General features: G+C 65.8%; 27 protein-coding genes. 14 read left to right on the forward strand and 13 right to left on the reverse strand.

Annotated elements, in window-relative coordinates:
• The first annotated feature begins 25 nt into the window (after positions 1-25).
• From NDI85_RS05055 to NDI85_RS05090, 8 genes are all read left to right on the forward strand, one after another.
• Complete coding sequence (locus NDI85_RS05055) at positions 26-895, forward strand: hypothetical protein (RefSeq protein WP_396275502.1); 870 nt, start codon at positions 26-28, stop codon at positions 893-895.
• Between the two features lie 61 nt (positions 896-956).
• Entirely contained in the window at positions 957-1,622 is a 666-nt protein-coding gene (locus NDI85_RS05060) for a halocyanin domain-containing protein (RefSeq protein WP_188994064.1), read from the forward strand.
• Positions 1,622-2,041: a hypothetical protein gene (locus NDI85_RS05065; protein ID WP_188994062.1), complete on the forward strand. Its 420-nt coding sequence runs from the start codon at positions 1,622-1,624 to the stop codon at positions 2,039-2,041. The genes NDI85_RS05060 and NDI85_RS05065 overlap by 1 nt, the downstream gene beginning before the upstream one ends.
• A gap of 1 nt (position 2,042) precedes the next feature.
• Positions 2,043-2,903 (forward strand): ubiquinol-cytochrome c reductase iron-sulfur subunit, encoded by an 861-nt coding sequence (locus NDI85_RS05070; RefSeq protein ID WP_188994060.1) that lies wholly within the window; start codon positions 2,043-2,045, stop codon positions 2,901-2,903.
• Positions 2,904-2,906: 3 nt separating this feature from the next.
• A complete protein-coding gene (locus NDI85_RS05075; RefSeq protein ID WP_188994058.1) occupies positions 2,907-3,710 on the forward strand; it encodes a cytochrome bc complex cytochrome b subunit in 804 nt (267 codons plus the stop codon).
• Between the two features lie 4 nt (positions 3,711-3,714).
• Positions 3,715-4,482: a cytochrome bc complex cytochrome b subunit gene (locus tag NDI85_RS05080; RefSeq protein WP_188994056.1), complete on the forward strand. Its 768-nt coding sequence runs from the start codon at positions 3,715-3,717 to the stop codon at positions 4,480-4,482.
• Between the two features lie 126 nt (positions 4,483-4,608).
• Complete coding sequence (locus tag NDI85_RS05085) at positions 4,609-4,947, forward strand: hypothetical protein (protein WP_229783065.1); 339 nt, start codon at positions 4,609-4,611, stop codon at positions 4,945-4,947.
• Positions 4,940-5,212, forward strand: coding sequence for a hypothetical protein (locus NDI85_RS05090; RefSeq protein WP_188994054.1), 273 nt, complete (start codon positions 4,940-4,942; stop codon positions 5,210-5,212). Before NDI85_RS05085 ends, NDI85_RS05090 begins: the two co-directional genes overlap by 8 nt.
• 149 nt (positions 5,213-5,361) lie before the next feature.
• Here the strand turns inward: NDI85_RS05090 and NDI85_RS05095 are convergent, their stop codons facing one another.
• Genes NDI85_RS05095 through NDI85_RS05105 form a run of 3 tightly spaced genes read right to left on the reverse strand, consistent with a single transcriptional unit; the run spans position 5,362 to position 7,885 of the window.
• Positions 5,362-5,823 carry a hypothetical protein gene (locus tag NDI85_RS05095; RefSeq protein WP_188994052.1) on the reverse strand — a complete coding sequence of 154 codons (462 nt, stop codon included), beginning with the start codon at positions 5,821-5,823 and terminating at the stop codon, positions 5,362-5,364.
• A gap of 51 nt (positions 5,824-5,874) precedes the next feature.
• Positions 5,875-6,594 (reverse strand): ATP-NAD kinase, encoded by a 720-nt coding sequence (locus NDI85_RS05100; RefSeq protein WP_310915142.1) that lies wholly within the window; start codon positions 6,592-6,594, stop codon positions 5,875-5,877.
• A 55-nt stretch (positions 6,595-6,649) separates the two neighbouring features.
• The gene (locus tag NDI85_RS05105) at positions 6,650-7,885 is read right to left on the reverse strand and encodes a digeranylgeranylglycerophospholipid reductase (RefSeq protein WP_188994047.1); all 1,236 of its coding nucleotides are present in this window, start codon (positions 7,883-7,885) and stop codon (positions 6,650-6,652) included.
• A 126-nt stretch (positions 7,886-8,011) separates the two neighbouring features.
• On the opposite strand from NDI85_RS05105, the gene NDI85_RS05110 reads away from it, so the two are divergent.
• On the forward strand, positions 8,012-9,166 hold the full coding sequence (locus NDI85_RS05110; protein ID WP_188994045.1) for a hypothetical protein: 1,155 nt from the start codon (positions 8,012-8,014) through the stop codon (positions 9,164-9,166).
• 12 nt (positions 9,167-9,178) lie between these two features.
• Here NDI85_RS05110 and NDI85_RS05115 read toward each other — a convergent pair whose 3' ends face one another.
• On the reverse strand, positions 9,179-10,546 hold the full coding sequence (locus NDI85_RS05115; RefSeq protein ID WP_310915143.1) for a deoxyribodipyrimidine photo-lyase: 1,368 nt from the start codon (positions 10,544-10,546) through the stop codon (positions 9,179-9,181).
• A gap of 384 nt (positions 10,547-10,930) precedes the next feature.
• Here NDI85_RS05115 and NDI85_RS05120 point away from each other — a divergent pair, with 384 nt between their 5' ends.
• Positions 10,931-11,206, forward strand: a complete 276-nt coding sequence (locus NDI85_RS05120; protein WP_310915145.1) for a hypothetical protein — start codon at positions 10,931-10,933, stop codon at positions 11,204-11,206.
• Here NDI85_RS05120 and NDI85_RS05125 read toward each other — a convergent pair.
• Positions 11,203-12,066 (reverse strand): 2-oxoacid:ferredoxin oxidoreductase subunit beta, encoded by an 864-nt coding sequence (locus NDI85_RS05125; RefSeq protein ID WP_188994039.1) that lies wholly within the window; start codon positions 12,064-12,066, stop codon positions 11,203-11,205. The genes NDI85_RS05120 and NDI85_RS05125 overlap by 4 nt on opposite strands.
• Complete coding sequence (locus NDI85_RS05130; RefSeq protein ID WP_188994037.1) at positions 12,063-13,841, reverse strand: 2-oxoacid:acceptor oxidoreductase subunit alpha; 1,779 nt, start codon at positions 13,839-13,841, stop codon at positions 12,063-12,065. Before NDI85_RS05130 ends, NDI85_RS05125 begins: the two co-directional genes overlap by 4 nt.
• A gap of 142 nt (positions 13,842-13,983) precedes the next feature.
• On the opposite strand from NDI85_RS05130, the gene NDI85_RS05135 reads away from it, so the two are divergent.
• A complete protein-coding gene (locus tag NDI85_RS05135; protein ID WP_310915148.1) occupies positions 13,984-14,619 on the forward strand; it encodes an FAD-dependent oxidoreductase in 636 nt (211 codons plus the stop codon).
• Between the two features lie 77 nt (positions 14,620-14,696).
• On the opposite strand, the gene NDI85_RS05140 is transcribed toward NDI85_RS05135, so the two are convergent.
• Positions 14,697-14,891, reverse strand: coding sequence for a hypothetical protein (locus tag NDI85_RS05140; protein WP_188994033.1), 195 nt, complete (start codon positions 14,889-14,891; stop codon positions 14,697-14,699).
• A gap of 55 nt (positions 14,892-14,946) precedes the next feature.
• Complete coding sequence (locus NDI85_RS05145; protein WP_310915149.1) at positions 14,947-15,390, reverse strand: pyridoxamine 5'-phosphate oxidase family protein; 444 nt, start codon at positions 15,388-15,390, stop codon at positions 14,947-14,949.
• An 89-nt stretch (positions 15,391-15,479) separates the two neighbouring features.
• On the opposite strand from NDI85_RS05145, the gene NDI85_RS05150 reads away from it, so the two are divergent.
• Positions 15,480-15,770, forward strand: a complete 291-nt coding sequence (locus tag NDI85_RS05150) for a transcriptional regulator (protein WP_166969058.1) — start codon at positions 15,480-15,482, stop codon at positions 15,768-15,770.
• Positions 15,771-15,801: 31 nt separating this feature from the next.
• Here NDI85_RS05150 and NDI85_RS05155 read toward each other — a convergent pair whose 3' ends face one another.
• Positions 15,802-16,218: a Rieske 2Fe-2S domain-containing protein gene (locus tag NDI85_RS05155; RefSeq protein WP_188994031.1), complete on the reverse strand. Its 417-nt coding sequence runs from the start codon at positions 16,216-16,218 to the stop codon at positions 15,802-15,804.
• A 98-nt stretch (positions 16,219-16,316) separates the two neighbouring features.
• On the opposite strand from NDI85_RS05155, the gene NDI85_RS05160 reads away from it, so the two are divergent.
• Both NDI85_RS05160 and NDI85_RS05165 read left to right on the forward strand, forming a co-directional pair.
• Complete coding sequence (locus NDI85_RS05160; protein ID WP_188995717.1) at positions 16,317-16,493, forward strand: hypothetical protein; 177 nt, start codon at positions 16,317-16,319, stop codon at positions 16,491-16,493.
• A gap of 263 nt (positions 16,494-16,756) precedes the next feature.
• Positions 16,757-18,055, forward strand: a complete 1,299-nt coding sequence (locus NDI85_RS05165; RefSeq protein ID WP_310915151.1) for an alpha-amylase domain-containing protein — start codon at positions 16,757-16,759, stop codon at positions 18,053-18,055.
• Positions 18,056-18,111: 56 nt separating this feature from the next.
• Here NDI85_RS05165 and NDI85_RS05170 read toward each other — a convergent pair whose 3' ends face one another.
• The 4 genes from NDI85_RS05170 to NDI85_RS05185 are packed head-to-tail and all read right to left on the reverse strand — an operon-like array spanning position 18,112 to position 21,622.
• The gene (locus tag NDI85_RS05170) at positions 18,112-18,984 is read right to left on the reverse strand and encodes an aminotransferase class IV (RefSeq protein WP_310915152.1); all 873 of its coding nucleotides are present in this window, start codon (positions 18,982-18,984) and stop codon (positions 18,112-18,114) included.
• Complete coding sequence (locus NDI85_RS05175; protein ID WP_188994027.1) at positions 18,969-19,637, reverse strand: aminodeoxychorismate/anthranilate synthase component II; 669 nt, start codon at positions 19,635-19,637, stop codon at positions 18,969-18,971. Before NDI85_RS05175 ends, NDI85_RS05170 begins: the two co-directional genes overlap by 16 nt.
• On the reverse strand, positions 19,634-21,106 hold the full coding sequence (gene pabB, locus NDI85_RS05180; RefSeq protein WP_310915153.1) for an aminodeoxychorismate synthase, component I: 1,473 nt from the start codon (positions 21,104-21,106) through the stop codon (positions 19,634-19,636). The genes NDI85_RS05175 and pabB overlap by 4 nt, the downstream gene beginning before the upstream one ends.
• A gap of 48 nt (positions 21,107-21,154) precedes the next feature.
• On the reverse strand, positions 21,155-21,622 hold the full coding sequence (locus NDI85_RS05185; RefSeq protein ID WP_188994022.1) for a helix-hairpin-helix domain-containing protein: 468 nt from the start codon (positions 21,620-21,622) through the stop codon (positions 21,155-21,157).
• Positions 21,623-21,668 lie beyond the last annotated feature (46 nt).

The raw sequence follows: 21,668 nt of genomic DNA on the forward strand, positions 1-21,668 counted from the left end.
GTCGGAGGAAACCCTATCCTCGCCAATGGCAGACTCCGACTCGACGTCGCCCGAGGCGGACGCTGACGCGGACAGCGACGCCGACCGGTCACGGCCCGCTCGGGCGGCGAGCGAGCGTGCGGAGATGGACGAGGTGGACACCGAGGCGCTCCGCAAACAGGTCGAGGAGAAGTACGACTTCGACGACTTCGGCCCGGCCGACATGGCCGAGATGACCGCCGAGGAGTGGGACGTCGCCTTCGACGAGGACTCGTGGATAACCGGCGACGAACTACTCGACCGAGTGACCCGGGACCTCCGGAACCGCGTCTCGACCCGCGACGTGTTCGCGCGCATCGAGCGCCACCAGACCCCGCCGCGAGTGCTCGCGTACTCCGACGAAGGGTACGCCATCGTCTATCCGGACGGAAGCGTCGAGGGCGAGGGGACGGTGTTGCGGGACGTCAAGCCGACCGTCGCGCTCTGCTCGATGGACTCATACGACGTGCCCGAGTCGGTCCCCGACAACCCGCTCCCCGAACCCGAAGCCGTCCCGGAGGGCGGCGGCGAACTCGGCAACCGGATGTTGCAGGTCATCGCCGGCGCCCAGTTGCTTGCCGGCCTCGGCCTCCTCGCCGGTGGCGTCCTCGCCGTCGCGGGCGTCGTTGGCGGCCCGGGGGCAAACATCGTCGCTCTGTTCGTCGCCGGACTGGCGTTCGTCGGCATCGCGTTGGTCCTCTTTTTCACCGTCGCGAACGCTCGGCTCTCCGATAAGTTTCGGGCCGAGGAGTACCGCGACCGACTCAGAGCGGTCGGCCTCGAAGACGGGGAGCGACCCGACTTCGTTCCCGAGCTAGCCCCCAAGAACGGAGGGGAGAACTCGGAGAACGACGAGACGGACGAAGCCGCGGTGTGACGGTGCCTGCGGGCGGTATCCGGTGGGTTTATACAAACACAGTCCTGACTTCGGGACGTACATGAACAGGCGGGAGTTCGTCCGGACTGCAGGGGGTGCCGCAGGCGCTGCGGCCACCCTCGGTGCCGCCGGCACAGCCGCTGCCCAGGAAGAGGGCGGCGGTGACGGCGGCCAGACAGCACCGGACTACGGCGGCTATCTCGATCAGGTCGGGAACTTCTCCGGCCCCACGAGCACTGTCGACGCGACTGGACAGGACACTGCCACCGTCGAGGTCGGTGTCAACGCGAACGGCGGGGCCTACGGGTTCGGCCCGCCCGCGATTCACGTCGACAACGGCGCGACCGTCCAGTTCGAGTGGACCGGCGAGGGCGGCGGCCACAACGTCAAGTCCGACGGTGACGGCCCGCTGGATTCCGGATCGACAGTCGCGTCCGCCGGTGTCAACTACGAACACACGTTCGAGAACGACGGTATCTACCCGTACTACTGCGCCCCCCACGAAGGGCTGCAGATGAAGGGCGCTATCGTCGTCGGGGAGGACTACCCCACACAGACCATCGGTGGCGGCGGACCCAAGGAGGTCAACCCCCACGAGGCAGGGGTGCCGATTCAGCCCCACTACGTCGGCTTCGGCGCCGGGCTGGCGGTCATCATCCCGCTCATATTCACCTTCTTCCAGTTGAAGTACGGTGAATCGCCACACACCAGCGGAGGGAACAACTGATGGCATCCGAAGGCTCCACCTACGGCGACATCCATCGGTACGAACCGCCACGCGAGAGTACCGCAGCGGCGGTCGGCATCGTCCTCCTGACGGTCATCCAGATCGTACTCGTCGGGCTGTTCACCTACGGGATGCTCATTGGCTGGGCGTCCGGTATCGGGACGTCGCTGACCGTTCGCCTCATCGAGGCCAACATGTTCCTCGGTGGCGTCCTGACCGCAATCTTCCTGGACCTGGCGTTCATCATGCTTCTGTACCGCAAGGAGTTCCTCCCGGACGTGATGATCGTCAAGAAGCGCCGTCGCAAGTGGGAAGACCTCTACATCCGACAGGAAGACGTCGAGGGCGAGACGCTCGCAGACGAAGAGCAGCTAGTCGAGACAATCAAACGCGCAGTCTACCCCTACTACAAGAAGTAATATGCCACTAGACGAAGACAAGTATCCAGCCGAGACGGGTCGGCGTCGTTTCGTGAAGGGCGTCGTCGGCAGCGCGGCCCTCACCAGCGTCGGTGTCGGTGGGGCCGCCGCCGTCGACGCGACGACGGACGCCGCCGGCGAAGGTGGCGGGACGACGACGTTCGTCGGTGTGGAGAACACCGACGGGCCGGCACCGCGCGGGATGCCCATCATCCCCATCCAGATAGACGGCGGCGAACTGAAGGGCATCTGGCCCGAGTTCGACTCCGAAGCCGGCGTCGCCATCGCTCGGGACTTCGGCGGTAGCGGCATCGACTACTCCTCGGCTTGGTTCCAGTACTGTGGTATCCAGAGTTCTTCGGGTATCTACCCGCAGGCCGAGCGAAACAACACCTTCCTCAACAGTCCCGGGTCGTTCACCTGGCAGGGCGAAATCGAACAGGGCGCGCCGCTCACCGTCGACATGTTCGAGGACTATCAGGAGTGGGGCAACGGCATCGGGAAGTCCGGCCTCGGGAAACCGGCGAGCGCCAACTGGCGCGACGGCGAGGGCGGCGGCGTCCCGGTACAGCTGATCCGGTCCGTCGAAGTCGAGAAGATGGCAAACGGCGAGGGCAAGTACGGTGACCTCCCGAGCAGCGTCCAGAGCTTCATCTCGGAGGCCACACAGGACGGGTTCATCGCCTGGCTCAACAAGTGTACGCACTTCTGCTGTGTCCCCGGCTTCAAGACACAGGAAGGGAGCGTGAACTTCGGCGCCGAGGACCGAATCTACTGCCAGTGCCACCAGTCGGTGTACAACCCGTTCAGCCCGGTCCAGAAACAGTTCGTGGCGCTCCCACGCCCGCCACAGGAGGGCTAACCCATGAGCTTAGAACGCAAAGACGAACACGACCACAAAGGCTGGATGGAATCGCGCGAGCTGTCGCCACTCGAATCGATATACCTGACCACGCTCATCTGGCTCGATAAGCGCCTGCGCGTCGTTGACTACCTCGAGATTCTCGAGGACCTGTACTACAAGGTCAACATGCAGATGCCAAAGAGCCACACTGAGCAGTACAACCTCGACAACAAGTTCTGGTACTGGTACCCACTGTACGCGCTCGGGTCGTTCTCCACCATCGCGTACATTGTGGCTGCCATCTCCGGCGCGTTGCTCGGGTTCTACTACGCCCCGGCCGCAGCGGCCGCCGACGGGTCGCCGACCGTCGCGTATGACTCGGTGATGCTCATCATGGGCCAGTTGAACCTCGGGTACTTCCTGCGCTCGGTCCACCGCTGGGCCGCACAGGTCATGGTCGCGGCGGTGTTCCTCCACATGCTGCGCGTCTACTTCACGGGCGCGTACAAGGAGCCCCGTGAGCTCAACTGGCTCATCGGCATCATCCTCATCTCGCTGACGCTGGTGTTCGGGTACACGGGCTACCTGCTCCCGTGGAGCCAGCTATCGTTCTGGGCCGGCCAGATCGGCGTCGAGATGTCACTGTCCATCCCGCTCATCGGCGAGTGGGTCGCACAGCTGATGTTCGGGGGGTTCACCCTCTCGCAGGCCACGCTACAGCGGATGTACATCCTGCACGTGTTCTTCCTCCCGTTCATCACGACGGCACTGATCGCCGTCCACATCGGCATCGTCTGGATGCAGGGCATCGCGGAACCACACTGATACAATGAGCACCAACGACACAGACGACGAGGTTCGCACAGACGGCTCGGGCGGCGGTATCGTCGCGCCTGACGACGAGACGCCGACGTGGTCCGAGCGCAAACAGCGGTCACAGGGCCTCTCGCGACTTACCTACGAGTACTTCGAGCGGTCCCGTCGTGAGGATCAGGACCTGCGCCAGCAGTCCGACTACGTCGAACGCGACGTCCTCGCGTTCCCGGCGTGGCCCCACGAGATGATTCGGAACCTCGCTCTAACGAGCTTCTTCGTCGGGATGATCCTGTTTCTCGCGGCGACGCTCCCGCCAGAGATGCCGAACCCGGCGAACTCCGCCGTGACGCCGGCCATCATCCTGCCGGACTGGTACCTCTACTGGTCCTTTGGCCTGCTCAAACTCGGGCCGCTGAACCCCGACCTCTCGATACTGGGCGGACAGAAGCTGATGGCCGACCGAACGTACGGCGTACTGGCCAACGTGGTCGTCGTCGGCTTCGTCGCCATCGTGCCCTTCATCAACAAGGGGTCGGCGCGACGACCGGTCGAGCAGCCCTTTTGGGCCGCCGTCGGAATGTCCGGCGTCATCTTCAGTCTGACCATCGCCGCGCTGTCCATCAAGAACCTCATCCCGATGGACTCGCACCTGCTGTTCGACCTGACGTTCCTCGTCCCCATCGTCAGCGCCACCATCACCTACGCGGTGCTGAAGACGATGCGCGAGGGCTACATGTTCGACCTCAATCGCCGGTACTACCGGCTCCGACCGCCGAAGTAACTCGTCGCCGTTTTCTCCCGCCTTCGTCCCGACGTGACTGCGCTTCGAGAGCGGTCGCCGTCTCCATCGCCGACCGACTTGCCCCGTCTCGCCGCAGTAAAGTACCTCGCGTCCCTAGCTATCGTGATGACCGAGGACCAGTCGGGCGTGCCGACGACAGAGGCCGAGGCCACGGAGGACGCCGGGCGGTCCCGAGAGGTCGTGGTCCCGCTTCGCGTCTACAAGACCGTCACGGTGTTCTCGACGCTCATCGCGGTTTTCAGCGTCGTCGGTGGGTTCATCCTGGTCGACGTCGCGACCAACCGAGCGTCGGCACCGGCCTCGGAGATAGACGTCCCGGTGGCTATCGCCGGCATCGGCCTCATCCTCTTGGGCACCGTGGTCTATGCCTTCTCGACGCGCTTTCGCACCGAAGAGATGGGAAAGTCTAAAGACGACGCTGACGAACTGTCCGATAATGGCTGACGAGTTCATCAAAGGGTTCGCCGCGCTGATGGTCGGCGGACTCGGCTGGATGACCATCGCGGGCTGGTACCGAACACCGAGTTTTGAGGGCGCACAACTCATCGGCGAACTGCCCCCGGCGGAGACGCGGACGGTGTTCGACAACATGGCCATCGCCATGATGGACGTGTTCTTCTGGTTCGCCGTCCTCGGCTGTCTCACCTTCTGGGTCCTCATCCCGCTGTTCGAGGAGGCCCGCAACTACTTCAGCGAGCGGTCGGCCTGAGGCGATACTTCTCCCCGTTGTCGACACGTCGAGTAGCGGCGGCTACAGTCGGCTGCTGTGGCGGGTCGTCCGGCAGCGTCGGTGCCGTCTGACGATACGTAGAGCGACCGCTGGCGAGCGAGGAGAGCGCGGAGAACGCCGTCGGCCCGTCAGACGATGGCGGACCAGGGGCCCTTGATGACCCAGAAGAGGCTCTGGTAACCGGCATAGAGGAAGACCACCATCGCGGCGACCAGTGCGCCCTTCGGTCGTTCGAGGGTGAGGTCACGGCGCGCTTCGACCTTGCGGGACTCGAACTCGAAGAAGTCGGTAATGACCATGCCGAGGACGAGCACCGACAGGACCATCCCGCCGTGGTGAGCGAGAGTCAGGTAGTAGAACGACGTGACGACCAACAGAACGTTGCTCACGACGTGGACCGGATGCCGACTGATGGCCTCGGCCCCACCGTCGTCGTACTGAGCGGTGTAGCGTCTGTGTGCCAGCATACGCGTCCCGAAGTTGGCGACCACCAGCGCGAGGAGGACGTACTCGACGAGGAGCACGCCACCGGGACCGGTGGTCCCCATGATGGTGTCCAGTGGCCCGAAGAGGGTGACGGATGGCTGCATACGCAATCCTCTGTCCGAGGGCCATTAGTGTCTTTCCAATCTCAGCAGGAATCAGGCGAAGCGGGACCGGCTCTCGGTGACGACGGCGACCCGCATCGTCCCGGTCCGCGAGATGGAGATCGTCTGTCCGCAGGCGACGGTGCCCTCGTCGACACCGTCGACGTACAGCGCAACGGTCGCCTCGTCGCGTTCGACAGAGACGGTGAGGTCGTCCAGCGGGAGTACCCAGTGGTCGGGGTTCGTCGCGAATGGCGCGATTGGCGCAGTGACGCCGACCGCTCCCTCCGGCCCCAGCACCGGACCGCCGACCCGGCGGGCGTACTCCGGCGACCCGGCGGGCGTCGCGATAGTGACGCCGTCAGCGCGGAACTGGCCAACTGAATCCGTCGACGTCGCTACTGCGTACTCGGAGATCCGGGCGGCGTCTGCGGTGACGGCAGTCACGTCCCACACCGCCTTCCCGACCGTGTCGCCGGCGGTCGTGACCGACACGACGGGATGTCGCTCTACGTGGGCGTCGTCCATGGATCGGACGGCCGCGAGAACGGCGTCCCGCGTCACCGATCTGACGCCGCGCCCGGCGGCGACGGGGAGCAACAGCGGGTCGTGGCCGCTCGTCCCGACCCCACTCACGGCCGTCTGGCCGACGGCGACGACCCGGTCGGTACTCGGCGGGTCCGCCGGCGACCCCGTCACGACGGAGACGCCGACGTCGCGGAGGCGGTCGGCGACGGCCTCGTCTCCGACGACACCGAGCGCGCTGTCGCTCATTGTCAGAGGGTTCGACCGGCCGGAGAAAAAGTTGCCGCACCGGGTTCGCCTGCCATCAGTTCGTCAGGCGCCGGCGGGCGTATCTGGCCAACAGCGGGACGTCAGAGAGGTGCGTGAGCTTCGCGATGGCCCGACGGTCGCCGTTGTTTATCTGCGTGAGCGTATCGTCGTCGGTCCGCCGGAGGTCGGCCATCAACTGGTCGTATCGCTCGTTCGGCGCGAGATACAGCAGTTCGGTCATCATCAGGCGCGAGGAGTGCTTCGGGGCGACCTGACTGTGCCACAGTTGGTCGTAGACCGACAGCGACTCGGCGGAGGTGTCCGGCGTCTCGGGTGTCAGCGCCGCGTCGACGGTCGCAGCGGCGGCCCGGGCGGACTTCATGCCCTTGTGGATGCCTTCGCCCCACAGCGGGTCGATAGTCGGGACGGTGTCACCGATAGCCATGAAGTTGTCCGTGCTGAGCGACTTCGGCGGCTGGATGTGGGCGGACCCGCGGTGGGCCTGCGTGCCCTCGATCTTCTCGGCGTCCTCGAATCGCGGGTCCGTATCGAGCCAGTAGTCGAGATAGTCGTCGATACCCATCCCGTCTTTGGCGTACTCGTGGTGAGACGCGTTCTGGATGTAACAGAGGCCGACCTTGGCGGTGTCCTCGCCGGTGTGAAAGATCCACGAGTAGCCGCCGGGCGCGAGGTCGTGGTCCAGTCGGAGCATCATCGCGTCCCGCAGGTCGGCGTAGCCGTCGTGGTTCAGGTCCACGTTCTCGAACTCGTACTCGATGCCGATGGCCTGATGGTCGCGCTTGAGGTCACAGACGCCGAGTTTCTTCGCAAGCGGCGCCGCCGGTCCAGTCGCGTCGATGACGATGTCGGCGTAGACCTCCTCGTCGCCGTCGTAGCGGACGCCGACGACTTCGCCGTCCTCCATGATGGGGGCCGACACCCGCGAGTCGAAGCGATACGTCGCCCCCTTCTCGCGGCTGTCGCGCACGAGGAAGCGTTTGAAGTCGGCGAACTCCAGGACGGCCCCGGTCTGGGTGCGGACGTAGTGGTCGTTCGGGGACTCGAGGACCACCTCGTCCGTGTACTGCATGACCACCTCGTCCGGGATGGCAAAAGAGGTCATCGCGGAGGGGAAGGTTCCGGCGGTGGACTTGTTGCTCTGACGCGGGAACTCCGATTCCTGCTCGGTCTCGAGTACCAGCACGTCGTAGTTCCGCTCGGCCAGGTCGCGGGCACACTGCCCGCCAGCGGGCCCGGCCCCGGCTATCACCACGTCAAAGCGGTCGCGCATGATTGTGGGTTACTCGTGTGCGTAATCAGTCTTGCTTTATCCACTGCCGACCCGAAGCAAGCGCTGCCTCTCGAAAGGGTAAAGGAGCCACCAACCACACCAGTTGCCAGACGCGGGAGACGATACATGGTTCTCAAGACAGGTGCTGGCGTACTCGCCGATAGGCCGAGGTTACCGACCGCCGTCCGGTCGGTGCTGGGGTACTACGCCGACTCGGGCGTGTTCGACTACGCTAGCCTCGCACTCAAGTCCGAAATCGACGACCGAACCGAGCGGATGATGGCCGACGTCTACGACCGCGTCGAGACCGCGCTCGAAGCGGAGTTCGGTCAGCCGGTGTCCTTTACGTACGACACCAAACTCATCCTGCCCGCACAGTTGACGCTTGGCTACGTCTACCGCGAGGCAAGACGGGAAGCCGACGGCGACCCCGTCACCGAGGAGATAGCGACCGGCGTTCCGCCCGTCGAGAGCGCGGCGCTGAGCGGCGACACGCCGGACCTCTCGCCCCGCGAGATGGTCGTCCGGGCCGAGCAGATGACCCGGCTCTCTATCGAGGCGCTCGTCGACGGCGACATGCGTGATGCCATCAACGACGACGAGTTCGAGGACTTCGAGACGGACGCGGACGTCGACCCCCGACGGGTCGCCGAGACGGCACAGGCGGCACTCCAGTCCCACCTCGACGGGCTCTTAGACGAGATGCCGTCCATCGTCGCCGACGCCTACCAGTGGGCCGTCGACTACTCCGAGGCCCATCAGGACCGGGACGAGCACTTCCGGGCACTGCTGGAAGCGGCCGAAGACGGCGACGAGGACGCACGCGAGGCCATCCGCGAGGAGTACAAGTTCGCCGACTACGAGGAGGAACCGGCGACGCTCACCGACGCCGAGAAGGACCTCCCCTACAGCAAGACCCAGTACGCCCGCGTCGGCGTCATCTACGACGGCATGCTGGACCTCTACCGGCTGGCCGGCATCGACGTCGACGACGACTTCGCGAAGGCCATCGTGCTGGCGATCATCGGCGCGCAGGTGTGGCTCGACGACGTGGACGACTACGCCGACGACCGCGCCGAGGGGCAGTTGACGCCGGTGACCGCCGAGTACGTCCTCGCGCCGGACGACCGGGCGGCGTACAACCGCGTCGTCGACGTCACCGAGCAGTATCTGGACCTCGCGAAAGCCTACGCCACCGACGCCGACTCGCCGCTGACCGGCATCGCCGTCGAGTACATCTACCGCTCGGGAGATCCGAGCGTGTTGCCCGGGCATCACTGACGCCCGACCGGACTACCGCTTACCGAGCGCCCGCTCGAACACCCGCTGGGCGCGCTCGTAGGCGGCGTTTCGGTCCACGATGGGGTGTGGGTAGTCGGGCGCCAGCGTCTCGCGTTCGGCGTCGGACAGGGTCGGCCAGTCGACGAGTTTCGAGGCCGGGACCCCGCGTAGTTCCGGGACGTACTCGGTGACGTAGTCGGCGCCGTCGTCGTACTTGTGCATCTGGGCGACGGGGTCGAAGATGCGCACGTCGACGGAGTCCGTGCCGGTGGAGGCGGTCCACTGCCACCCGGCGGCGTTCGAGGCCGGGTCGTGGTCGAGAAGCCGGTCGGCGAAGTGGCGGGCACCCACCCGCCAGTCGACCAGCAGGTGTTTCGTGAGGAAGGAGGCGACGTTCTGTCGGGGGCGGTTGTGGACGTACCCCTCGCGTTCGAGCTGGCGCATCCCGGCGTCGACCAGCGGGTAGCCCGTCTCGCCGCGTTTCCACGCCGCGACGTGGTCGGGGTCGTTCTCCCACTCGATGGCGTTGGGGAACTGCTTGTAGTTCTCCGTCAGCAGCGTCGGAGTGTAGTACAGCAGGTGGTAGCTCTGCTCGCGCCACGAGAGTTCGTAGCGGTACTTCTGGACGTTGCGCCGGGCGTCGCCGGTGGCCGCCGCGTGGCGCTCGCTGGCGTCGCGCCACAGTTCGCGGATGCCTATCATCCCGGCGGCGAGGTACGGCGACATCCGCGAGACGGCCCCGACCGGGCGCTCGACGGCCGCTCGCATGTCGTCGCGGGTGTCGGCGTAGGTGTCGATGCCGTCGGCGAGGAACCGGTCCCAGCGTTCGCGTGCGGCCTCGTAGCCCGCGTCGGGGAGGTCGATGTCGGCCTCGGGGCTGGGGACCGGCTTCTCGTCATCCACGTCGGCGAGGGCGTCGTCGGCCACCTCGACCGGCTGGCGTTTGTCGTGGGCCTGCCAGTCGTCGTAGAAGCGGCTGTGGTTCTCGTAGCGGGCGTCGAGATCGGCAGGGTCCACGAGGACGAGGTCGGTCACCGACGCCGTCGGGAGCGCGTCGTCCACCCGGCGCTGGCGGTTACGACGCGCCGGTCGGTAGTGTTCGTTGTAGTAGACGCGGTCGGCGCCGAACTCGTCTACGACGTCGACGAGGACGTCGGCGGCCGGGCCTGTCCGGACCAGGAGGTCGCTGCCGCGCCGGCGATACGCGCGTTTCAGCGCCCGGAGGCCGGCCATCCAGAAGGTCCGCTGGCGGGTCCCGACCGCACTCAGAACGTCCGAGTCGACGACGTAGACCGGGAGGACGGTGTCGTCGCCGGCGGCGACCGCCAGCCCCCGGTTGTCCGGGATGCGGAGGTCACGCTGGTGCCAGAAGACGTGCATACCGGACGTAGGGCACGTCCGGGTATGGCTTCGGTCCCAACGCTGTTGGGTGTGTCACCCGTCCTCCCGGGACCCGAGCCGGGCCTCGACGATCCAAAGTTCCTCGTCCACCCGCAGGGTCAGCGTCTCGCCCCCGTGGTCGAAGGTGAGCCGAGCGTCGGCAGACTCTCCAGGCGCGTCTCGTTCCCGAGGACGGCGAACGCCTCGTCGGCGCCAGCGGCTCGCTGTCGTCGGACGTGTCACCGATTGCGAACTACGGGGCGGTAAATCGCAGTCACAGCGCGGTGAAACCTCCGCGGGAGTTACAGAAAGTAGCTTCGGCAAGCGAGTTTACAGAAATATCCGTCAGATTATACTTTTCTGGGCGGGCGCCCACTGTCACGTATGCGCCGTCCATTCGACGCCGGCGACCGACAGTCGCTGCACGCCCGCCCGACCCTCCGCGGGAGCGTCGGCCTCACGGTGGTGCTCGCGGCCGCGCTCGTCGCGGTCAGTCACCCGCTGCCGACGCTGGCGGTCGGAGTCGCAACTGCGGTGGTGCTGTCGACTGCCAGACTGCTGGCCGGGGGCGACACCGGGGCGCGTCGCCCGGGCCGGTTGTTCGAGAGTCGTGCCGGCCCCGACCGGCCGGACCGCGACGGGGTGGACACCCCCGACTAGTAGAACTCTCGCACCAGGTCCATCGCGCCCTCGGGGGCGCCGTCGGGAATCTCGGCCATCGAGCCCTCGACGCCCTCACGCTTCTCGAAGGGCACCGAGTCCTCGTCCTGGTAGAGCACGCCCATGTACTCCTTGTCGCTCTCCAGAATCTTGTCCTTGGCCTGGTCGCGATTGTTCGAGTCGTGGTCCGTCTCGTCTAGGTCGACGATCGTATCGCGGAAGTAGTCGTAGGTGTCGACGTCGTTGAACGTCACGCAGGGGCTATAGACGTTGACGAAGCCGAAGCCGTCGTGTTCGATGGCCTGCTGGACGATCTCGGCGTGACGCTGGGAGTTCGAGCTAAAGGACTGGGCGATGAACGTCGCGCCCGAGGCCAACGCCAGTGCCTTCGGATTGACCGGAGGCTGTTGGGGCCCGTCGGGGGTGGTACCCGTCTCGAAGTCCTCGCGCGAGGTCGGCGAGGCCTGCCCTTTCGTCAGCCCGTAGATGCGGTTGTCCATCACGACGTAGCTCATGTCGACGTTCCGGCGCACCGCGTGAATGAAGTGGCCGGCACCGATGGAGTAGCCGTCGCCGTCGCCGCCGGCGACCATCACTTCGAGGTCGGGATTGGCCATCTTCACGCCGATGCCCACCGGCAGGGCGCGACCGTGGACGCCGTGCAGCGCGTAGCTGTGCATGTACGTCCCGATTTTCCCGGAACAGCCGATGCCGGCGACCACGAACGTGTTGTCCGGGTCGTTGCCCGTCTCGGCCAGCGCCTTCATCATGCCGTTCATCGTCCCGAAGTCCCCACAGCCGGGACACCACGTCGGTTGCTTGTCGGACTTGAAGTCTGTGAATCGAACGTCTGAGCTCATTCTGCTTCGACCTCCGTTGTCGTGCCCGCGTCACCAGCGAGCGTCTGTTTGATCTCGTCTGCCAGTTCGTCCGCCTTGAATCGGACGCCGGTGTACTTGTTGATGCGGTCGACGCGCTCTAAGACGTCGTGTTCGACGACGTCCGCGAACTGGCCTGTGGCGTTACATTCGACGACGATGACGTCGTCGGCCGCTTCGACCTCCGCTGTGAGGTCCGGGCGCGGGAAGATGTACGGCACCGAGATGAAACGGATGTCGTAGCCGTCTTCCGCTAAGAACTCCAGTCCCTCGCGCATCGCGCCCTCGTTGGACCCCCACGAGATGACCAGCGTGTCGGCGTCTGGGTCCCCGTACTCGCGGTAGTCGAAGTCCTCCTCCTCGCGAGCGGTCTGGACCTTTCGTTCGCGCTTGTCGACCTGTTCGACGCGAACCTCGGTGTCCTCGGTCCGCCGGCCCAGTTCGTCGTGTTCGAGGCCGGTCGTCATGTGTGCGCCGTCGGTGGTGCCGGGGAACGCTCGCGGCGAGACGCCGTCGGCGGCCGGGAAGTGCGCCTGAAACCGCCCTTTCTCGTCCAGCCACGCGTCGATGTCGTCCTCGTCGACGACCTTGCCGCGTTCGACTTCGACCTCGTCCATGTCGAAGGCCTCCGGCGGGAACGTCTGCTCGGTGACCGCCATCGCGAGGTCCGAGACGAGGAAGACGGGGGTCTGGTACTTCTCGGCGAGGTTGAACGCCTCGACGGTCTTCCAGAAGCACTCGGAGATGCTCGTCGGTGCGATGACGAACCGTGGAATCTCGCCGTGGCCGCCGTACAGCGTCATGTTGAGGTCGCCCTGTTCCTGTTTGGTCGGCATCCCCGTCGAGGGACCCGAGCGCATCACGTCACAGATGACCATCGGCGTCTCGCTGGTCGCGACGAGACCGAACGTCTCGGTCATCAGGTCGATGCCCGGCCCGGAGGTAGCGGTCATGGCTCGTGCCCCGGCGCGGGCCGCACCCAGCGTCATGTTGATAGCCGAGAGTTCGTCTTCGGCCTGGACGACCTTGCCGCCGAACTGGTCGATACGGCCGGTGAGGTACTCCATCACGTCTGTGGCCGGTGTGATGGGGTAGCCGGCGTAGAACCGACAGCCAGCGGCGATGGCGCCCATGCCGATGGCCTCGTCCCCGTTCAGCAGGACGTAGTCCTCGTCGGTCGTTTCGAGGTCGTAGCCGAACTCGTGGTCGAACTCCTCTTGGACGTACTCTTGGCCCATCCGGGCGGCTTTCTTGTTGTTCTCGACGATGGCCTCGCCCTTATCGCCGAAGCGCTTCTGGAGGCTCTCGTCTAGGTTCTCGATGGGGAAGTTCGTCACTTCACAGGCCGCGCCCAGCGCGACGACGTTGAGCATGATGGCCCCACCCGCGTCCTCCGCGAGGCGCTTGAGCGGGACTTCCAGCGCCGTGGCGTCGCCGGGCACCTCGACGTCCTGCATCGTCGTTCGCTCGCCGTCGTAGATGATGACGGAGTCGTCGTGCAGTTCGTCCTCGTTCTCGTGGATGGTGCGCTCGGTCAGCGCGATGAGGATGTCGAGGCGGTCGACGACGCTCTCGACGCGGTCCACCGAGGTCCGAACCTTGTACGCGGTGTACCCGCCGCGAATCCGTGAGGCGAAGTCCTTCGACGTGAAGACGTGTCGACCGGCCCGGGAGAGCGCCTGTGCGAATATCTTCCCGGTCGAGTCGATTCCATCGCCGGCCTCCCCGCCGATGGCCCAGTTGAGGTCGTCTGGCATACTACCGCATGGGTAGCAAACCGGGGGTGAAAAGGCTTCTGTGTGTGCCCGCGCGCGTGCCTACTCGGTTTTGAAATAATGTTCGATACATCCGGCAGAATCAACCGAAATCCCCTTATCGGGCCCCGACTTCGTCGGTGATATGGACGAACGTTCACTCCCCGTCACTGCAGTCAGGTCGGTGGGCCCAGACGCCGTCGCCATCGACATCGAGACGCCGTCGGCCTTCGACGCACAACCGGGCCAGTTCGTCAAACTGACGCTCTCCGTCGACGGCGAGGACGAGTCGCGCTTCTACACCATCTCATCGCCCGACGTCGAGGACGAGTTCGAGATTACCGTCGGTATCGACCCCGAGGGGGCCGTCGCGCCGTTGCTCGCGGACCTCGAAGCCGGAGATTCGGTCCGCATCGCCGGCCCGTTCGGCTCCGACTACTACGAGGGCGAGGAGCGAGCGGTGCTACTGGCGGGTGGCCCCGGTATCGGTCCCGCCGTCGGCATCGCAGAGCGCGCGCTGGACGAGGGCAACGCGGCGGCCATCGTCTATCAGGACGCAACGCCCATCCACGAGGACCGGTTGGAGGCGCTCGAAGCGGCCGGTGCCGTCGTCCACGTACTGGACGGCGATGCGGACCTGACCGACGCCGTCGCCGACGCCGTCGCCGACGGCGGACAGGTGTTCATCTACGGGTTCGCAGACTTCCTCGACGACGCGACGGCCGCACTGGAGGCCGCCGGCGTCGACACCGACGACGCGAAGGTCGAGAACTTCGGCTGACCTCCCTTTTCAGCGCCGGAATCACGCCGCTCTCGGTCGGTCTCGCGGGTCGGAGTGCGAACGCGACGCAGTCGGTGCTACGACAGCGAGCGGCTAGCTCGGAAGCCCAGATACCCCGCGACCACGAGCAGGGCGAGGCCGGGGAGCGTGGTCGCGAAGTTGCCGTACCCGAGCCATCCCGCCGCGGTGAGAACCACGACGACGGCCGCGGCCACGAACAGCGCGGTTCGGAACTGCCGTCGTCGGACGGCGTCCATCAGGGGGCGCGTCATACTCGAACACACTCTCGCACGGATTGTAAACTTCGTGTCGGTGGCGTCGGTGTGGTCACGCCCCACGCGTCCGTCGGGTCGTCAGTTCCTCCGGTACGAGGCGGCGGAGTTCGAACGACACCTCCGACAGCGGTTGGTCGAAGACGTCGACGGCCGGAATGTCGACGTTCTGGAGGCCCGCCAGCGACCGGTCGGCCACGTCCTCGATGCGGACCGGTTCCAGTCGGCCAGTGGCGACCACGCTTTTGAACTCGCCGTCGCCACCGTCGTAGGTGACGAACGTGACGGCCCGCTCCTCCAGTCGTCCCTTCGCGCTGTCGTCGCCGCTCGCGAGGCGGAAGTAGAACGTCGTCTCGCCGGGGTCGTAGCCGTAAGAGACCGGAATCGCGTGTGGTGGGGCGTCGCCGGACTCACCGAAGGCGAGGACACCGGTTCCGCCGAAGCCGAGGAGCGCGTCTCGCTCGTCGGCGTCCATCTCCACCGGCGTCGTCTCGGCCATGCCCGCATATTGTGTTGGGAAGCTAATAAATATCGGCGGGGACGGGGTCGGGGAACAAGACCTATTGTCGACGCCTGCCAAGGTATTCCATGCGCGAGGCAAGTCGCACGACGCGCCAGCGCATCGCCGACCGATTACGCGACGAGGCGATGGCCGCAGGGACGATCGCGAACACGTTCGAGATACAGACCAGCACCGCGCTCACGCACGTCGAACACATCGCGAAGTCACTCGACGCGACAGACGAGCAACTGCTCGTCGCGCCGCCGGAGTGCGAGCGCTGTGGCTTCACGGACTTCGACGACCTGACGAACCGACCGAGTCGGTGCCCGGAGTGTAAGTCCGAGAGCGTCGCCGAACCCGCCTATCGGATCGGATAGGCGGATCGCCGCCGGGTGGCGAAGGGCCGGCTTACTGGCCCGAAAAGCCGATGCGCCCGCGCGAAGACCGGTCGTGGTCCCCCGACGGTCCCTGCTGTTCGAACTCGTATCGGTCGTCGGTCAGGTACACCGCGCCGTCGTCGACGGCGACGGCTATCTCTTCGAGGACGGCCCCCTCACACGGCCCGAACGTGCAGGTCCCGGTGTCCGATTCGAACGTCGCGCCGTGTTTCTCACAGACCAGCTCCGCGTCCCGCATCGTTGCACCGCTGCCCTTGTCCAGACGAACGTCCGTCCAGTGAGGGCAGTAGTTCTCGAAGGCGACGACGCCGTCGGCGAGTCGCACCAGAATCGCCTCTTCGGTGTCGAACCCGTCCCGGACGGTAAAGAGGAAACTGCCGTCCTCGGGGACGTCGCTGACTGCCGCGATTCGACTGTCCTCGTCCATGCTGGGTCAGGGTAGGTGAGTCGTCGGTTTCAATTCCCCGGTCGGAAACCCGACTACGCCGCTACCCTTTATCCGCGCCTCCGCCGAACACCGCGGGCATGGGCGAGTTCGTCATCTACGGGTCCTACGGCTACACCGGGTCGCTCGTCGCGAACGCGGCGGACGACCGTGTCCTCGACGGCGACGCGCCGACCGGGTTCCAGACGCCCGCTGGGGCCAACGGCACCGATCTGATTCTGGACGTCGACGGCGTCGAGCGAGAAGACGTTGTCTGAGAGGGCGGGGAGCGAACCCGACAGCAGCCAGATTTCTCTTGGGTTGTCAACAGTCGACCATCGGTGACTCGGATGGTGCGTCGAAAACGTTCCTCACAGGCCATCTAACACGATTCAACAGTCATTTTAGTTGTGAGTTTATTACGTTTGTCTGCAAATATATTACTATTAGATGACATCCTTATCTTTAATGTTATGTAGGATTTCATCATAAGTTGTGGTTTGGCAGTCCGAACCACATTCGGCCAAGGGAAACCACGCAGATGACACGACACTTCACAAGGGGAGACGTGAACGTCTCCCGCCGTGACGTACTCAGAGGAATGGGCGCACTCGGCGCGGCAGCGACGGGTGCTTCACTAACGACTGGCGGTGCCGAGGCGGTCGGTTCCAGTGCGGTGTATCAGTACTACCACACCGACTGGAACCAGGTCAAGAGCAACCTCTCGACCATCGCAGACCAGGGCTACGACGCGATTCAGGTCCCGCCGGCACAGTACAGCCGTCTGGACCGGAGTCACCAGCAGGGGGTCACCGACCCGCCGCTGGGATATCAACCGGTCGACTTCAAGAACTTCAACAGCGTGTTCGGCACCGAAGCCGAGTACGAGGATATGGTGGCCGAGGCCCACGCACAGGGACTCGACGTCATCGCCGACGCGATCATCAACCACATGGCCGCCAACGACGACTTCCGCGGTGCGCCGGGCATCTCCTTTGCGGACCTGCCGTACTTCAGCGAGCAGGACTTCCACCCCGAGTCGTCGATAGACTACAGCGACCCAGAGTCCGTCGAGAACGGCTGGCTCGTCGGGTTGAAAGACCTCAAACAGGAGTCGTCGTACGTCCGCGGTCAACTAAAGGACTACGTCGAGAAGTACGCGGCCCTCGGCGTCGACGGCATTCGGTGGGACGCCGCGAAACACGTCCCCGAGTGGTTCTTCAGCGACTACGCCAACCAGTGGGCAGACGACCTGGGCCTCTACAAGGTCGGCGAAGTCCTACAAGGCGGCGTGGACTACTGCCAGGGGTACGCCGACACCGGGATGTCTGTCACGGACTACCCGCTGTACTACACGATGAAGGAGGACGTGTTCCACCAAAACGGTGATATGCGCGCCCTCGACGGCGCCGGACTGGTGAACCAGTCGCCGTTCCAGTCGCTGACCTTCGTCTCCAACCACGACAGCAGTCCGCCCCAGTACGAGAAACTGGCCTACGCGTACATCCTCACCTACGAGGGGTATCCGCGGGTCTACAGCAACCGCATCGCCGTCGACGACGGCGACATCCAGAACCTGCTGTGGATAAAGAACAACCTCGCCGGCGGTGCGACCTACACGCGCCACGTCGACCAGAACCTCTACATCTACGAGCGGAACAACAACCTGCTCGTCGGCCTCAACCGCACCGGTTCGTGGCAGAGCAAGTGGGTGTACACCACCTGGACTAGCCAGTCGCTACAGGACTACACCGGCAGTTCCGGCGACGTCACCACCAACAGTGACGGCTGGGTCCAGATTTCGATTCCGCCACAGGGGTGGGTCTGCTACGCGCCGTAACGCGCCGATACGCTCTCGCCGGCCGGCGGAGCGGGCCGCCGGCCACGGTTTCGTTTTCAGTAGTGTTCGGTCTCGACGCGTTCGTCGTAGAGCCGCTGGAGCAGTTTCGTCATCGGACCCGACCCGACCTCCATGCCGTCGACGGCCGCGATCGGGCGGATCTCCCACGTCGAGTTCGTGAGAAACGCCTCGTCCGCGTTCCGGACGGCATCGAGCGAGTAGTGGCCCGTCTCCACCGGGAACTCCTCCTCGCGAGCCAGTTCCATCACGACGTCGCGGGTCACCCCCGGAAGGAGGTCCAGATCCTCACTCGGCGTCCGGAGACCGTTCTCCGTCACGAAAAAGAGGTTGCTCGTCGCCCCCTCCGCGACGTGTCCGTCGACGGTCCGCATCAAGCACTCGTCGGCGGCGTCGCCGTCGATGGCGGCCCGCCGGAGTTCGAGTCTGCCGAGGATGCCGTTGAGGTAGTTGTGCGTCTTCACGTCCGCCGGAATCGCCTCGCTGGGGGCCCGTCGGGTCCGCACCGTCTGGACGTCGGCCGGGCCGTCCCACACTCGCTCCCCGTCGCGGCCGCCACGGGGGAGTTCGTTGACGACGACGATCACCGTGGGATCCACCTCGGGATCCGGCGTCAGTTTGCCGGGTTGGACCCCACGAGTTACCGAGACTTTGACGTACGCCTCGGTGAGGTCGTTCGCGTCCAGCGTCTCGTCGACACGCTCACGCAGGTCGCCGGGGACGGCGTCGGCAAACCCGAGCGTTTCGGCGGTGTGCTGGAGCCGGTCACGGTGGGCGTCCCACGCGAACGGGTCGCCGCCGTAGGCCCGTACCGTCTCGAACGCCGCGTCGCCGTACATAAACCCGCGGTCGAGCACCGATACCGTGGCCGCCTCGGCCGGAACGACCTCGCCGTCTACGTGATAGTACATAGTTGACAGAAGTTCTCGACCATCTGTTTCCCGTGGTCGGTGAGGATGCTCTCGGGGTGGAACTGGACGCCGACGTGGGGGTGGTCGCGGTGCCGCACGCCCATGACGATTTTCGCCTCGTCTTCGGTGTATGCCGTCTCTTCTAGCACGTCGGGCAAGTCGTCTCGCCGCACCGCCAGCGAGTGGTACCGGCCCACCTTCACGGGGTCGGGAACGCCCTCGAAGACCCCCTCGCCGTCGTGGGTCACGAGCGAAGACTTGCCGTGGACGACGTCGTCGGCGTGGCCCACGGTCGACCCGTTGGCCGCACATAGCGCCTGATGGCCCAGACAGACGCCGAGCGTCGGATAGCGGAGTTCGGCGAACGTCGGCATCGAGACGCCGGCCTCGTCGGGCGTCCCCGGACCGGGTGAGACGACGATACCGTCCGGGGAGCGGTCGTGTATCTCCTCGACGGTGACGGCGTCGTTGCGCCGGACGACCACGTCGTCCTCGTCACCGCCGAGTCGGCAGACCACCTCGCCGACGTACTGGACGAGGTTGTACGCAAAGGAGTCGTAGTTGTCGACGACGAGGACGGTCGGCGCGAGGTCGTCGCTCGGCGGTGTGCCCCGGCCACGCCGCCGGCCCTCGCTCCCGAGGGGGTCGCTCATCGCGACCCCTCCACGGAGAGGTGCGCCCGCCGACCGAGCGCTTCGTCGACGGCCGTGACGAGCGCCCGACCCTTGTCGAGCGTCTCGTCGTACTCGCTGTCGGGGTCCGAATCGTGGACGATGCCGGCCCCGACCCGGAGGTGGTACTCCTCGGCGTACCGCACCAGCGTGCGGATGACGATGTTCAGCGTCGCCCGGCCGTCGAACCCGAAGACGCCGATAGAGCCGGTGTACGGCCCGCGTCGAGTCCGCTCGACCTCGTCGATTATCTCCATCGTCCGGGGCTTGGGCGCGCCGGTGATGGTCCCGCCGGGGAACACCGCCGCGATGGCGTCTTCGAGGGTCGCTCGCTCGCGCATCTCGCCGGTCACCGCCGAGACCAGATGCATCACTTCGGAGTAGCGGTCGACGCGGCGGTAGTCGGTCACCTCGACAGTGCCAAAGCGACTCACCTTCCCGAGGTCGTTTCGCTCTAAGTCGACCAGCATCGCGTGTTCGGCCCGTTCCTTCTCGTCGTCCAGCAGGTCGGCTTCGAGTCGGTCATCGGCCTCGGGAGTATCGCCACGGGGACGGGTTCCAGCGATAGGTTCGGTCACGAGGTGGTCGCCGTCGCGGTGGAGCAGTAGTTCCGGACTGGCACTGACGAGGTCCACGCCCGGGAACTCCACGAGGGCGGAGTAGGGGGCCGGATTGACCGCCCGGAGTGCGTCGAACGCCTCGACGGGGTGGACCGCCGCCGGGGCGCTCAGTCGCTGGGAGACGTTCGCCTGAAAGGTGTCGCCGTCACGGATGTACTGTTTGACCGTCCGGACTCGCTCGGCGAACGCTTCGCGGGTGCAGTCGCTCTCGAACCGGGCGGTGTCCGTCTCCACGGGCGGGTCCCCGACGGACGGGTCGCCCTCGACGGCCTCGCGGGCGAGGTCCAGTGCGTGTTGCTTGCCGAACTCGTAGGCCAGTCCGGCACTGTCGTGGTCGTCGAGTCGGGGACAGGCGGTCACGGTGAGCGTCACCGGGCCGTCCCCGCGGGGCTCCGTCCACGCCGCGACGCGGTCGTAGGTCGCCAGCTGCAGCTGTGGGAGCGCCCGGTCGGCGACGGCGCTGTCCGACAGCGTCTCCAGTTCGCGGACGACGTCGTAGGAGAGCCAACCGATGGCACCACAGGGGTAGGGGACGTCGCAGTCGCCCCGGACCAGCGTCTCCTCGTCGAGCAGTCCGGCGAGCGTTCCGAGTGTGTCGCCCTCGTCGGGAGCCACCTCGGTGAAGTCGGCCGGTGCGGTCGCGAAGTAGCCCCACCCCGACTGCCCTCCGGTGGTCGACAGATAGACGCCGCCGACCGAATCGCGCGCCCGGCGATAGGCCTCGAACGGGTCGTCGACGGTGATCCGGACCGCGACGGGTATCCGGGCCGTCTCCGGCGCGTCCGCTGTGAGGCGCTCGAAGGTGTCCCGGTCGGTCTCGACCGTTGGCATTACGCAGAGAGAACAGGTGCGAGAGTAATTCGCTTGCGGTTCGGGCAGTCAGTACGCCCGGGCCCGTTCGATCCAGCCCTCGACTCGGCTCTCTGAGAGGTCCGTCTCGGCCGCGATCTCGGCGGCGTCGGCCGCGGCGAGTTCGCCGACCGTCTCGATGTCGAGCCCCGAGAGGCGTTTCGCGTACGCCGGGCCGATACCCTTGATCTCGGTGACCGGGTCGTCGCTCCCTTCGGGCACCGCGGGTTCTGGCTCTTCATCGGCGTCGTCCGTCGCGTCCGGTTCGGCTTCGGGAACTGTCGCGTCGACGTCCGCTGCCGTCTCGTCGGATTCGGCCGCCCCGACATCTGATTCGCGCTCGGTCGTCGCCGTCTCGGTCCCTTTGACCGCGTCTTCGCTCTCAGTAGATGGTTCGCGCTCGACAGTGACGTCTACGTCACTAGACGACCCCGCCGCAGACGTAGATTCTGCCTCGTCGAGTCCGAGTGCAGATTTCAGTTTCTGAAGGAGACCCATATCCGGTCATACTGCCCCCCGGCACTAATCTCTTGCTGGTACGCTA

The organism is Haloarcula sp. S1AR25-4, assembly GCF_031624555.1.
GTDB lineage: Archaea > Halobacteriota > Halobacteria > Halobacteriales > Haloarculaceae > Haloarcula > Haloarcula pellucida.